Source organism: Streptomyces sp. BK239, from assembly GCF_004217285.1.
GTDB lineage: Bacteria > Actinomycetota > Actinomycetes > Streptomycetales > Streptomycetaceae > Streptomyces.
In genome coordinates, this window is the sequence record NZ_SHKS01000004.1 from 555,864 (window position 1) to 567,876 (window position 12,013).

13 protein-coding genes and 1 pseudogene are annotated in these 12,013 nt (G+C 72.8%); 7 read left to right on the plus strand and 7 right to left on the minus strand.

Annotated elements, in window-relative coordinates; all coding sequences use genetic code 11:
- Nucleotides 1-2: 2 nt before the first annotated feature.
- Nucleotides 3-458, minus strand: a complete 456-nt coding sequence (locus EV567_RS15920) for a nitroreductase/quinone reductase family protein (RefSeq protein WP_130440449.1) — start codon at nt 456-458, stop codon at nt 3-5.
- Between the two features lie 182 nt (nt 459-640).
- On the opposite strand from EV567_RS15920, the gene EV567_RS15925 reads away from it, so the two are divergent.
- Complete coding sequence (locus EV567_RS15925; RefSeq protein ID WP_130440451.1) at nt 641-1,333, plus strand: TetR/AcrR family transcriptional regulator; 693 nt, start codon at nt 641-643, stop codon at nt 1,331-1,333.
- Nucleotides 1,334-1,434: 101 nt separating this feature from the next.
- On the opposite strand, the gene EV567_RS15930 is transcribed toward EV567_RS15925, so the two are convergent.
- Together EV567_RS15930 and EV567_RS15935 are read right to left on the minus strand one after the other, a co-directional pair.
- On the minus strand, nt 1,435-1,713 hold the full coding sequence (locus EV567_RS15930) for a DUF6332 family protein (protein ID WP_130440453.1): 279 nt from the start codon (nt 1,711-1,713) through the stop codon (nt 1,435-1,437).
- A 69-nt stretch (nt 1,714-1,782) separates the two neighbouring features.
- A complete protein-coding gene (locus EV567_RS15935; RefSeq protein ID WP_130440455.1) occupies nt 1,783-3,297 on the minus strand; it encodes an MFS transporter in 1,515 nt (504 codons plus the stop codon).
- 86 nt (nt 3,298-3,383) lie between these two features.
- Between EV567_RS15935 and EV567_RS15940 the strand changes: the two genes are divergently transcribed.
- Nucleotides 3,384-3,782, plus strand: coding sequence for a MarR family winged helix-turn-helix transcriptional regulator (locus EV567_RS15940; RefSeq protein ID WP_130440457.1), 399 nt, complete (start codon nt 3,384-3,386; stop codon nt 3,780-3,782).
- A 142-nt stretch (nt 3,783-3,924) separates the two neighbouring features.
- Nucleotides 3,925-4,743 carry an SAM-dependent methyltransferase gene (locus EV567_RS15945; protein ID WP_130440459.1) on the plus strand — a complete coding sequence of 273 codons (819 nt, stop codon included), beginning with the start codon at nt 3,925-3,927 and terminating at the stop codon, nt 4,741-4,743.
- Nucleotides 4,744-5,244: 501 nt separating this feature from the next.
- Here EV567_RS15945 and EV567_RS15950 read toward each other — a convergent pair.
- Nucleotides 5,245-6,426, minus strand: a complete 1,182-nt coding sequence (locus tag EV567_RS15950) for a methyltransferase (protein ID WP_130440461.1) — start codon at nt 6,424-6,426, stop codon at nt 5,245-5,247.
- Between the two features lie 100 nt (nt 6,427-6,526).
- Here EV567_RS15950 and EV567_RS15955 point away from each other — a divergent pair, with 100 nt between their 5' ends.
- The 3 genes and pseudogenes from EV567_RS15955 to EV567_RS28200 all read left to right on the plus strand — a co-directional run.
- Nucleotides 6,527-7,189: an alpha-ketoglutarate-dependent dioxygenase AlkB gene (locus EV567_RS15955; RefSeq protein ID WP_130440463.1), complete on the plus strand. Its 663-nt coding sequence runs from the start codon at nt 6,527-6,529 to the stop codon at nt 7,187-7,189.
- A 28-nt stretch (nt 7,190-7,217) separates the two neighbouring features.
- On the plus strand, nt 7,218-8,492 hold the full coding sequence (locus EV567_RS15960) for an ROK family protein (protein WP_130440465.1): 1,275 nt from the start codon (nt 7,218-7,220) through the stop codon (nt 8,490-8,492).
- Between the two features lie 9 nt (nt 8,493-8,501).
- Nucleotides 8,502-8,687 (plus strand): annotated as a pseudogene (locus EV567_RS28200) (NAD(P)-dependent oxidoreductase); the annotation flags it as partial.
- A 228-nt stretch (nt 8,688-8,915) separates the two neighbouring features.
- Here EV567_RS28200 and EV567_RS15970 read toward each other — a convergent pair.
- Together EV567_RS15970 and EV567_RS15975 are read right to left on the minus strand one after the other, a co-directional pair.
- Nucleotides 8,916-9,437: an ATP-binding protein gene (locus EV567_RS15970; protein ID WP_130440467.1), complete on the minus strand. Its 522-nt coding sequence runs from the start codon at nt 9,435-9,437 to the stop codon at nt 8,916-8,918.
- A 206-nt stretch (nt 9,438-9,643) separates the two neighbouring features.
- The gene (locus tag EV567_RS15975; RefSeq protein ID WP_130440469.1) at nt 9,644-9,967 is read right to left on the minus strand and encodes a hypothetical protein; all 324 of its coding nucleotides are present in this window, start codon (nt 9,965-9,967) and stop codon (nt 9,644-9,646) included.
- Between the two features lie 343 nt (nt 9,968-10,310).
- Here EV567_RS15975 and EV567_RS15980 point away from each other — a divergent pair, with 343 nt between their 5' ends.
- Nucleotides 10,311-11,435, plus strand: a complete 1,125-nt coding sequence (locus tag EV567_RS15980; RefSeq protein WP_130440471.1) for a PLP-dependent cysteine synthase family protein — start codon at nt 10,311-10,313, stop codon at nt 11,433-11,435.
- 82 nt (nt 11,436-11,517) lie between these two features.
- Here the strand turns inward: EV567_RS15980 and EV567_RS15985 are convergent, their stop codons facing one another.
- Nucleotides 11,518-11,994, minus strand: coding sequence for an SRPBCC family protein (locus EV567_RS15985; protein ID WP_130440473.1), 477 nt, complete (start codon nt 11,992-11,994; stop codon nt 11,518-11,520).
- Between the last annotated feature and the right edge of the window lie 19 nt (nt 11,995-12,013).

Genomic DNA, 12,013 nt, shown 5'->3' on the forward strand with positions numbered 1-12,013 from the left:
GGTCAGGGACGGTCGTCGACCGTGATCCGGAACACCGGGTGGTCGCCCGCCGCGGCGGTGATCTCGGCGTCGGTGGACTTGGCGGTCACCCCGTCGAAGTACTGGTTGACCTCCCAGCCCCACTTCTCCAGGTAGGTCCGCAGGACCGGGAGCTTCTCCTCGTCGGGAAGCTCCACCGCGGAGAACGTGTGCACCTTGCGCCCCACACGCAGCTCACCGCCCCCGGCGGCCCGCATGTTGCGCACCCACTGGGAGTGGCCCCGCGCCGAGACCAGGTACCGCGCGCCCTCGTATGTGTGCGGGTTGACGGGGATACGCTGCATCCTGCCGCTCTTGCGGCCCCGCACGGACATCTCGGCCGTGCCGGCGAGGCTCACGCCGTGCCGGGCCAGCCAGCCGACGACGCTGTTGAAGCGGGTGTTGAGCCGGCTGCTCCGGATGTAGTACGGCGTCGACATGATGGCCCCCAGCGGTGAGTGAGCGGTTTGGAGAGCGGTGCTCTCGTTTCCCTTGTGAGGAGTCTGCACCGGATGGGTGCTCCATGACAAGAGCAGTGCTCTCTTTTGTGTGCGGCAATCTCGTCGCGGGTCACCGCTCTCGGATGTGTGCGGTGCTCCGCCCGCCGTGCGACACTGCCCCCATGAGCAGCACCACTCAAGGCGCGCGCGCCCGCGCCCGCATCGAAGTCACCGCCGCCATCAAGGACGAGGCCCGTCGGCAGCTCGCGGCCGAAGGTGCCGCCAAGCTCTCCCTGCGGGCCGTGGCCCGCGCGCTCGGTATGGTCTCCTCCGCGCTGTACCGGTACTTCCCCAGCCGCGACGACCTGCTCACCGCGCTCATCATCGACGCCTACGACTCCCTGGGCGAGAGCGCCGAGACCGCGCACGCCGCCGTCGCGGACGCCGACCCCCTCCGGCGCTGGGTGGCGGTCTGCGAGGGGGTGCGCGGCTGGGCGCTGGCGCATCCCCACGAGTACGCGCTGATCTACGGGTCGCCGGTGCCCGGCTACAGCGCACCCGACACGACGATCCCCGCCGCCTCCCGCGTGGGCCTCCTCCTCATCGGCATCCTGCGCGACGCCCGCCTGAGCGCCGGCGGGACCGAACTACCGCCGCTCCCGGACGAGTTGCGCGCCGAGGCCGACCGTATGGCCGCCGACCTCGCACCCGACCTGCCCCCGGAGACGGTCGCCGCGCTGGTCGCGGCCTGGGCGCAGCTGTACGGCCTGGTGGGATTCGAGCTGTTCGGGCAGTTCCACCGGGTGGTCGAGGACCGCGAGCCGTTCTTCCGCCACGCGGCCACCCGCCTGGCCCATGGCGTGGGACTGGGCTGAAGATCCAGGCGACAGGGGCAAGTTGAGGCGGGCGCGGCTGCCGCAGCGTTGGGGCGGCGCTGACGCGGCACCCGCGAAGACCCCTGTTGAACGAGCCGCGGCTACGCGTCGGGGTGGGCGCCGCTGGGCCGGGAGGTGTCGGGGCGGAAGCAGGCGAGCACGCTCACCACCCGCGCCGCGAACACCAGAGGCGCGAGCACGTACCCCGTACGGAAGAGCAACATCTCGATGCCGGACGGGAGTCGGAACAGCAGGGCCGGACCGGCGACCGCACCGAAGATCACTGCTGCCGCGAACGCCGCGCTGAACAGCGCGTACCCGATCTCGACGGTGACCGCGTCCCGCCGCGCCTGCCGGCGTCGTCCCCCGTACTCGCTCATCCCGCAAGTCTCACAGGCGTGTGCCCGGCGGAGCAACCGCCCCGCCGGGCACACGCTGGAGGCGTCTTCCTAGTCGTGGACCGGCACCCGCTCCGCTTCCGGCCCCCGCACCGTGGACTCGACGACGACATCGCTCGCGGACCGTGCGACCGGCACCGTCGGACCGGGGCGGCGGGTGCGCAGGCCGGTCAGGCTGATCAGGAGACCCAGGGCGGCGATGGCGGTGACCACCGTCAGACCGGGGCGGTAACTGTCCAGCACGGCCTGCGGGGTGGGATCGGCCGGGGCGCCGGCGGTGACCACCGCCGTCACCACGGCGAGGAAGATCGCCCCACCCACCTGCACCGAGGTGTTCAGCAGGCCGGAGACCATGCCCTGCTCGCGGTCCGCGACGCCGTTGGTGGCCTGGATGTTGAGCGAGGGGAAGACCAGGGCGCAGGCCGCGCCGATGAGCAGCATGCTCGGCAGGATCACGGCCGCGTAGACCGGGTCCAGGTCGACGCGCAGGAACAGCGCGTAGCCGACGACCATGAGCGCGAACCCGGCCGTGATCAGCCGCGGGGTGCCGAAACGGTCCACGACCGAGCCGACCTTCGTCGAGGAGAGCGCGACCAGTGCGCCCGCCGGCAGGAACGCGAGCGCCGTGTGCAGCGCCGACCAGTCCAGCAGCGTCTGCATGTAGAGGGTGGCCAGGAACTGGAAACCGACGTAGGAGCCGAAGAACGTCATGGCGCCGAGCTGGGCGCGCACCTGGCTGCCCGAACGCAGCACGCCGAGCCGGATCAGCGGGCTGGGCGAGCGTCGCTCGACGAGGACGAAGACGCTCAGCAGCACGGCGACGGCGAGGAAGGACAGCAGGGTGCGGGCGGACGCCCACCCGGCCTCCGGCGCCTGGACCACGGTGAACACCAACAGGAGCATCGACGCGGTGCCGAGGACGGCGCCGGGGACGTCGTAGCCGTCGTGACCCCGCTCGCGAGCGCTGCGCGGCAGCAGTTTCAGGCCGGCGACCAGCGCGATCAGGGCGATCGGCGCGGGCAGCAGCATGGTGAGGCGCCAACTGGCCTCGGTGAGCAGGCCGGAGAGGACCAGGCCCATGGAGAAGCCGGTGGCGGCGCAGGTGGTGTAGATGGAGAGCGCGCGGTTGCGCAGCGGGCCCTCCGGGAACGTCGTGGTGATGATCGACAGGCCGGCGGGGGCGGTGAAGGCGGCGCTGAGCCCCTTGATGAACCGGCTCGCGATCAGCAGCGGGCCGGAGTCCACCAGTCCGCCGAGCAGTGAGGCGAGCGCGAAGACGCCGAGGGCGACCAGGAAGACCTGACGGCGGCCCAGCAGATCGGCCGTGCGGCCGCCGAGGAGGAGCAGACCGCCGTAGCCCAGGATGTAGCCGCTGACGATCCATTGCAGCGTCGAGGTGGACAGCCCGAGGTCGGCGCCGATGGACGGCAGGGCGACACCGACCATCGACACGTCCAGCGCGTCGAGGAACATCGCGGCGCAGAGCACCAGCAGGGTTCCCCACAGGCGCGGCGTCCAGCGGACCTCCGGTAGGCGGGGTGCGGGGAAGGAGAGCGGAGAGGACATGCCGCAGACACTACATGCGTCTGCATCGAATGCAAATGCATTTAATTCTGATGCAATCAAACGCCTTCTCTGCTACGGTGCGGGCCATGGCGGGGAAGAAGGCCGAGCAGGCGCTCGTGGAAGAGTGGCGGGACATCCTGTCGCTGCACGCCCGCACCCAGTGCGAGTTGGACAGGGCTCTGCACCGACACGGCCTGTGCGGCAGTGACTTCGAGGTGCTCGACGTCCTCGCCGCGAGCGCCGCGACCGACCCGGGCGGAGCCTGCGCCTTCCGTGTCCAGGAGATCGCCGACCGGGTCCACCTCAGTCAGAGTGCGCTGTCGCGGCTGATCGCCCGGCTGGAGAAGGACGGCCTCGTCGAGCGCGGGATGTGCGCCGAGGACCGCAGGGGCGTCCGGGTGGCTCTCACCGGCAAGGGGCGCGCACTGCACGACGAGGTGCTGCCGGTGCAACGTGCCGTGCTGACGCGAATGTTGTCGGACTGACGGCCCGTCCCCTCCGGTGACGCAGGATGGCCGAAACGGCGCGGTGCGCTGCCCTCGGGCGCTCTGACGTGCCTTTCCCCACGGCGAGTTGACTTAGGTTGGGGTTTCCGATCACCACCCTGAGCGCGCAGGAGGCCTCGCCGTGCCGGAACCCGCCCCCCAGACCACCGCCGGCGCCCTCGCCCGGATCGACACCTCCAAGCCCCACTCGGCCCGGTTCTGGAACTACTTCGTGGGCGGCAAGGACAACTACGAGGTCGACCGGGAGATCGGCGACCACATCAAGGAGATCTTCCCCGGCCTCGTCGACGTGGCCGTCACCAGCCGCCACTTCCTCGGCCGCGCGGTGCGTCATCTGGCCGTCGATCAGGGCGTCCGGCAGTTCCTGGACGTCGGCACCGGACTGCCGACCGCCGACAACACCCACGAGGTCGCCCAGCGGGCCGCCCCGGACGCCCGCATCGTCTACGTCGACAACGACCCCATCGTCCTGGCCCACGCGAACGCTCTGCTCACCAGCACCCCCGAGGGCCGCACGGCCTATCTCGACGCCGACCTCCACGAGCCCGAGAAGGTCATCGAGGCCGCCCGCGGCACCCTCGACCTCAGCAGGCCGGTCGCCCTGATGATCCTCAACACCCTCGGCCATGTCGCCGACCACGAGCAGGCCCGCGATCTCGTGCGCCGGCTCATGGCCGGCCTGCCGTCGGGCAGCTACCTGGTCATCAGCGACAGCACCGCGACCAGCGAGGGCATGATCGCCGCGTCCGACGCCTACAACGCCAGCGGCGCGGTGCCGTACCACGTGCGCGGCGTCGAGGAGATCGCCGGGTTCTTCGAAGGACTCGACCTGGTCGAACCGGGCGTCGTCCGAGTTCCCGAGTGGCGTCCGGACGCGGGCGATCCGGCCAACTCGGCCGTCGCCGTCGACGCTTACTGCGGGGTGGCGCGCAAGAAGTAGGAGACGAAGGCAAGCCAGAGCGACCGACGGCCGGGGTGCGGAGCGTACGCACCCCGGCCGTCCGTCGATTCCTCACTGCGCCGGTCTGGCGAAACGAACTGACAGCGAGGACAGTTGACGCCCCGCACATCGCACGGCCCGCCCCCTCGGACGCCCGACCGTGGACTCCCGTCCGGCGGCCGGCGGCTCGGGGAGCACGCCTCATGGACGGCGAACCGCCCGTGGGCGCCGCCCCCGCGGCCCCTGAACGGATCGGCATCCGCCCCACTCGGGTGCCGGTCCTCCCCGGCGGATCCGAACGGCCGGGCGTCGTTCCTCCGCGTCAGCCGCCACCGTGCCTGGACCGTGCGGCTCGGCCGGTCCGTGAACAGGTCGCAGACCTCGACAGGTCCCGCGCGGCGCGGTGGGCGACCGCCACACAGGGATCGCCCGGCGAAGGAGACAGCCGGCCGCCTCGACAGGCCGAGTGCGCAGTCCCTCGGGTCTGCCGGGCACCCCGGCTCAACCTCGCTTGACGGCCTTCAGCACCACGAACTTCGGGTCGCCCGCCACCAGTTCACTGTTGCCGAACAGTCGCCGCAGCTTGACGTGATAGCCCAGGTGACGGTTGCCCACCACCCACAGCTCGCCGCCCGGCCGCAGCGCGCGCCGCGCCCCGGCGAACATCCGCCACGCCGTCGCGTCGGTCGTGGCCTGGTGGGAGTGGAACGGCGGGTTGTTCAGCACGAGGTCCACGCTGCCGTCCGCGACCCCCGCCAGCCCGTCCCCGACCCTGAACTCGGCCCGCCCGGGCGCCCCGTTGGCCTTGTACGTCGCCTCCGCCGAGGCCACGGCCTGGAACGACTCGTCCGTGAACAGCACTTCGGCGCGCGGGTCGGCCAGCGCGACCGCCGTGCCCACGATGCCGTTGCCGCAGCCCAGGTCGACGACCCGCCGCTCGCCCCGCGTACGGGGCAGATGGCGCAGGAAGAACCGGGTGCCGATGTCGAGCCGGTCGGCGCAGAACACGCCCGCGTGGTTGACCACCGGACGCCCGGAGAGCGCGCCGATGCCGTCGGGCAGGTCGTAGTGGTACGGCCAGGGGTTGGACGGGAGCTGTCGCTCCGGCGAGGCGTCGGGGGAGCAGAAGATCAGCCGGGCCTTCTGCCGGGCGAGCGAGGTCCGGGTGGGGCCGAGGATCCGCTCGAACAACTGGAGCGTGGAGGTGTGGATCTCCTTCACCATGCCGGCGCCGACGACGACCGTCCCCGCGTGCACCGAGGGCGCGAGGCGCAGCAGTTGGTCCTCAAGGAGCGCGAGACTCTTGGGCACCCGCACCAGCAGCACGTCGACGCGGGCGGGCACCGGATCCTGCGTGGTGAGCAGCCGGACCGTGCCGGGTGCGACTCCGTTGCGGGCGAGATTCGCCCGGGTGGCCTCCTGCCCCAGCCACGAGTCGGTGATCTGTGTCGCCCGCGGTGCCTGGGCCGGCGCTCCGGCGGCCCCCGTGGGCCCGGGCGCCGCGAGCGCCGTGACGAGCGCGCCCCAGCGGTCGCCGAGCACGACGACCGTCCCGTCCGCCGGCACGTCCTGCTCGGCGAGATGCCGGAGCAGATACGCGTCGGCGGCGTCCCAGGCACGCAGCCGGTCGCGCGGGTCCTCGGGGTGGCGGGCCAGCGTGAGCTCGCCCCAGGGAGTCGTCATACGGTCGTCCATCGTGCGTCAAGGCTAAGGGATCCTTGCGCCAAGCCCGTCCGGACCGTGCGCGAGCCGCAGGTCAGGGCCGGTGGGGGAGGATGGGGGAATGGACGCGGAGCTGTTTCCCCGGGAGCGGGCGCTGATCGCGCCGGGCGCGGTGCACGTGCCCGACTGGCTCGGCCCCGCCGGCCAGCGCGAGCTGCTCGACGCCTGCCGGGAGTGGGCGCGTCCGCCCGCCGGACTGCGCACGGTGCGCACACCCGGCGGCGGCGCCATGACCGCCCGCCAGGTCTGCCTGGGCTGGCACTGGTACCCGTACGCCTACGCGCGCACGGTCGTCGACGGCGACGGCGCCCCGGTGAAGCCCTTCCCGGCCTGGCTCGGCGAGCTGGGCCGGCGCGCGCTGACCGACGCGCTGGGGCCGGAACCGGCCGGGACGGAGGAGTACGACATCGCGCTGATCAACTTCTACACCGGCGACGCCCGGATGGGCATGCACCGCGACGCCGACGAGACCTCGCACGCGCCCGTGGTGTCCCTCAGTCTCGGCGACACCTGCGTGTTCCGCTTCGGCAACACCAGGACGCGGACCCGTCCCTACACCGACGTCGAGCTGCGCAGCGGCGACCTGTTCGTCTTCGGAGGGGAGTCCCGGCTCGCGTACCACGGCGTGCCGAGGGTGTACCCGGGGACGGGCCCCGCCGCTCTGGGGCTGGACGGGCGGCTGAACGTGACCCTGCGGGTCAGCGGCTTCCCGGACGGCGGCTGACGGAGCGGATCATGGGAGGATCGCCGTCATGACCGGCAACGCGGACCCCCGGCATGCGGGGGAAGGGACCACGTCGAGGGCGCGGCTGGACCGGGGGCGCGGTGCCCTCGGACCCGCGCTGGAGCTCGTGCACACCGGGCGGGCGCCGACCCGCGCGGTGCTCACCGCCGAGCTCGGCGTCACCCGCGCCACTGCCGGCGCGGTCGCCGCGGAGCTGGAGGCGCTCGGCCTGATCCGGGTCGACGCCCGCCCCGGCGCCGCCGCCGGCTCACAGGGCCGCCCCTCGCACCGGCTCGCCCTTGCCGACGAGGGCCCGGTGGTCCTCGCGGCGCAGGTGCACGCCGACGGCTTCCGCGCGGCGCTGGTCGGCCTGGGCGGCCGTATCGTCGCGACGACCCCCAGCTGCGAGGCCGTCGACGCCGACCCGGCCAAGGTGCTGGGCGCCGCCGTGGACGCCGGCGCCGACCTGCTGCGGCGGACGGGCCGGCACTGTGTGGGCGCCGGGCTGGCCGTGCCGTCGGCGGTCACCGAACCCGAGGGCCTGGCGCTGAACCCCCTCCACCTCGCCTGGCCGGCGGGCGCGCCGGTGCGGGAGGTGTTCGCCGAACGGGTCCGGGCCGCCGGCGTGAGCGGGCCGGCGTTCGCTGCGAACGACGTCAACCTCGCCGCTCTCGCCGAACACCGGCACGGCGCCGGGCGCGGCGCGCGTGACCTGCTGTGCGTGGCCACCGGCCACCGTGGCGTCGGCGGGGCGCTGGTGCTCGACGGCCGTCTGCACACGGGCAGTTCGGGCCTGGCCCTCGAAGTGGGTCACCTCACCGTCAACCCCGAGGGCCGCCCCTGCCACTGCGGCAGCCGCGGCTGCCTGGACGTGGAAGCGGACCCGCTGGCCCTGCTGACGGCCGCAGGCCGCGATCCCGGACCCGAGGGGTCCCTGCTCCAGCAGGCCAACGAACTCATCCGCGAGGAGTACGCCGACCCCACCGTGCGCACCGCCGTCGAGACGCTGGTCGACCGGCTCGGCCTGGGCCTCGCCGGGCTGGTCAACATCCTCAACCCCGACCGCATCATCCTGGGCGGGCTGCACCGCACGCTCCTGGACGCCGACTCCGAACGCCTCCACGCGGTCGTCGCCGACCGCGGGCTGTGGGGCCGCAACGACGGAGTGCCCATCCTCGGCTGTTCGCTCGACCACAACAGTCTGGTCGGCGCGGCGGAACTGGCCTGGCAGCCCGTGCTGGACGACCCGCTGAGGGCACTCGCGGGAGGAACCGGAAACACCGGTGCGGCGGCGGGAAGGTGACGTCATGACACGCCCGCCCGGTCCGGCGTGGCCACTGCCGCCAAGGACGTCCGGCTGATCGTTCAGACCGGCCGCGGCAACGGCGTCCGGCTCGACGTGGCGGCCGCGAGCGCCGCCCGGCTGGAGCGGACCGCAGCACAGGGCCACGCGGACGAGGAGATGGCCGCGGCGTGCTGCTCCGGCTTCGACGAGAAACGCCGAGCGGGCTCCCGGAGACGACAGGAAGACGAACCAGAGGTAGGCGCGCAGGTCCCACAAGGGCACGCCCATCGCCGGCCGAGCCGACCCGCGGACGAGACGCTGAGCCGACCCCCGGAGACGCCGAGCCGACCCCCGGGCGAGACGCAGAGCGGGCTCCCGCGCGCTCACCCGAAGGCGCCCGTGCGCACCCCGGGCCCCCTCAGTCGGCGGGGCGCGCGGTGTTCAGCCGACCGCCGCAGATCGCGCCGGAGCGTGCGCCGGCCTGCGGTCGTCGACCCCCACCACCTCGGGGAACAGCCGGTCCGCGGCCAGTCGCCGGGTGGGCCGCGCCAGCCGCTCGGGCACCGGCAGCGGGGCGGGCAGCGTGAACCAGACGACCTTGCCGGACTCGCCGTCCGGCGTAGCGCCCCAGCTCTCGCTGACCGCCGCCACCATCGCCAGCCCGCGCCCGCAGGTGGCGAACGCGTCGGCGGCCTCCAGCACCGGGAGCCGGGGGTCGCGGTCGTGGACGGAGACGGTGAGCCGGTCGAGCAGCAGCTCCATCTCCACCGTGCACGTCTTGTCGGGCTGCGCGTGCAGGTGGACGTTGGTCAGCAACTCCGTCACACCGAGCGAGGCCCGGTCTATCAACGGGTCCAGATGCCAGTAGCGCAACTGTGCCGATACGATTCTGCGGACCTGGCCGATCCGCGACGGCAGGGCTTGAAGCTCCACCGTGCAGTGCCTGCTTGGGTTACTGATCACGGCTGCGACTCCCCGACATGAGGTCCGGAAGAACACGGAGTTCGGATCGATCGGAGCAGTGCGTCTGCGCGAGGCGGCCGCCTGCTGTCGTGGCCGGCGGGCTGGTTCGCAGCGTTATCGCCGGTAAACCCAGAGTGACGTGAGAACAGCGTGACGCAGGGGATCGAGGACCGCAACTCGCCGTCCCGTCATCCTGCTCGGCCGGCTCAGTCCCCGCGTCCCGCCGCCTTGCGCACGGCCTCGATGAACCGGCGCGCCGCGGGCGGCCCCGGCTCGCCCGGCGCCGGGTCGTGCTCACCCAGCGTCAACAGGTACCGGTTGCCGTTGAGGTCGGCCAGTGCCCGGTCATCCGGCGCGAACCACGGCCGGGAGGCGCGGACCGCCTGCACCGGCGCGCTGTCGATCTCGCTGCCGTAGCTGGTCAGCAGCTCCAGCCTGCCGTCGCTGATCCGGACCTGACCGGCCCGGGTGAGCGAGCGCAGCCGCTTCCCGATCCGCACGCCCGTCGCCGTGAACTCCGGCTCCGCCATCCCGCCCCCTTGCGCGTGGGTGAGCCGGCCCGCGCTCCCCCCCGTGGGCCGGGAACCGGCTCGTGTCGTGGTCCAGTGTGCGCCCCCGTCCGGGACTCTGTCCCGCCGCCGTGCAGTCTGCCCCCGCACGGCGGCGAGCACCAGTGCGCGCGACACGCGGACGCCGGACGCCCGGAGCACTCGCACGAATGCGCCCCCACCCGCGCGCCGCGCGCACCCAGGGCCGCCTTTGAGCCCCCCAAAGATGCGTTTATGCAGGTGGGAAGTGGTGTGACAGATGTTTATGATCGAGGTGTCGGCAAGCGTCTGCCGCCTGCCGACGCGACGTACGAAGGAGCCCTCCGTGACCACCCGCCAGCAGACCAGGACCGGCGCCACCCTCGACGTCGACCGCAGTGACGCCTTCTACCGCACCTGGCTGAAAGAAGCCGTCCGCAAGGTGCAGGCCGACGCCAACCGCTCGGCCGACACCCACCTCCTGCGCTTTCCGCTGCCCGAGCACTGGGGCATCGACCTGTACCTCAAGGACGAGTCGACCCACCCCACCGGCAGCCTCAAACACCGCCTGGCCCGCTCCCTGTTCCTGTACGGCCTGTGCAATGGCTGGATCCGGCCGGACCGCCCGGTGATCGAGGCGTCCAGCGGCTCGACGGCGGTGTCCGAGGCGTACTTCGCCAAGCTGATCGGCGTCCCCTTCATCGCCGTCATGCCCCGCACGACGAGCGCCGAGAAGATCCGCCTGATCGAGTTCCACGGCGGCCGCTGCCACTTCGTCGACGACCCGCGCACCATGTACGAGGAGTCGGCCCGCCTCGCTGAGGACACCGGCGGCCACTACATGGACCAGTTCACCTACGCCGAACGGGCCACGGACTGGCGCGGCAACAACAACATCGCCGAATCCATCTTCCGGCAGCTGGAGTTGGAGCGGTTCCCGGAGCCGGCGTGGATCGTCGCCACGGCCGGCACCGGCGGCACCTCGGCGACCATCGCGCGCTACGTCCACTACATGCAGCACGACACGCGCGTGTGCGTCGCCGACCCGGAGAACTCCTGCTTCTTCGAGGGCTGGACCACCGGCGATCCGGACGTCACCTGCGACTGCGGCTCCCGGATCGAGGGCATCGGCCGGCCCAGGATGGAGCCGAGCTTCGTGCCCGGCGCTGTCGACCGGATGATGAAGGTGCCCGACGCGGCCAGCGTCGCCGCTGTGCGCGCCCTGGAGCGGGGCATCGGGCGCAAGGCGGGCGGCTCCACCGGCACCGGGCTGTGGAGCGCGCTGAAGATCGTCGCCGAGATGGTGGCCGAGGGGCGGCAGGGCAGCGTGGTCACCCTGCTGTGCGACCCCGGCGACCGCTACCTCGACAAGTACTACTCCGACGCCTGGCTCGCCGACCAGGGCCTGGACATCACCCCGTACACCGAGGCGATCGACACGCTGCTGGCGACGGGCGTGTGGCCGGAATGAGGCCGCCCCTCACCGCACGCCCCGTGCCGACACCTCGCCGCACCGGGCCCTGAGCCGTCCTCGTCCGCCCTTCGCCGCCCGGCTACGGCAGCTCCGTGAGCCGCCGGTCCAGTCGCGTCACCGCGTCCCGGAACGTCCGTCCCATTCCCGGCCGGGCCAGCCGCAGCACGCCCCGGAAGGCCGCCGTGCCGTCCGCCGCGAACGTCCAGCACACGCGCGTGCCCGCACCCGCCGGCGCGAGCCGCCACTCCTCGACCAGCGCCCGGGCCCCCGGCGCGTTGGTGACGTCGACCCGGTAGGCGTACACCTCGGGCTCGGTCGCCGCCAGCACGGTCTCCCGGAAACGCGTCCCGCCCCGGAGCCGTACATCGCGCCCCGCGCCGCCGTCCAGCGGCCTCGCGGACGCCACCGCCGGGAACCAGGCGGCCCAGCCGGGCACGTCCTCGGCGAGCGCGCGGAAGACCCGCTCGGGGGGAGCGGCGACCTCCCGTGCGAAGACCAGCCGCACGGGCGCCGCCGTCAGGAATCCCAGACCTTCGGGCCGCAACCGGTGAGCCACGCACACCACCTCCCAGCAC

Coding starts and splice junctions, on each gene's coding strand:
- EV567_RS15920 (WP_130440449.1), bottom strand. CDS start 458: ATGTCGACGCCGTACTACATCCGGAGCAGCCGGCTCAACACCCGCTTC.
- EV567_RS15925 (WP_130440451.1), top strand. CDS start 641: ATGAGCAGCACCACTCAAGGCGCGCGCGCCCGCGCCCGCATCGAAGTC.
- EV567_RS15930 (WP_130440453.1), bottom strand. CDS start 1,713: ATGAGCGAGTACGGGGGACGACGCCGGCAGGCGCGGCGGGACGCGGTC.
- EV567_RS15935 (WP_130440455.1), bottom strand. CDS start 3,297: ATGTCCTCTCCGCTCTCCTTCCCCGCACCCCGCCTACCGGAGGTCCGC.
- EV567_RS15940 (WP_130440457.1), top strand. CDS start 3,384: ATGGCGGGGAAGAAGGCCGAGCAGGCGCTCGTGGAAGAGTGGCGGGAC.
- EV567_RS15950 (WP_130440461.1), bottom strand. CDS start 6,426: ATGACGACTCCCTGGGGCGAGCTCACGCTGGCCCGCCACCCCGAGGAC.
- EV567_RS15955 (WP_130440463.1), top strand. CDS start 6,527: ATGGACGCGGAGCTGTTTCCCCGGGAGCGGGCGCTGATCGCGCCGGGC.
- EV567_RS15960 (WP_130440465.1), top strand. CDS start 7,218: ATGACCGGCAACGCGGACCCCCGGCATGCGGGGGAAGGGACCACGTCG.
- EV567_RS15975 (WP_130440469.1), bottom strand. CDS start 9,967: ATGGCGGAGCCGGAGTTCACGGCGACGGGCGTGCGGATCGGGAAGCGG.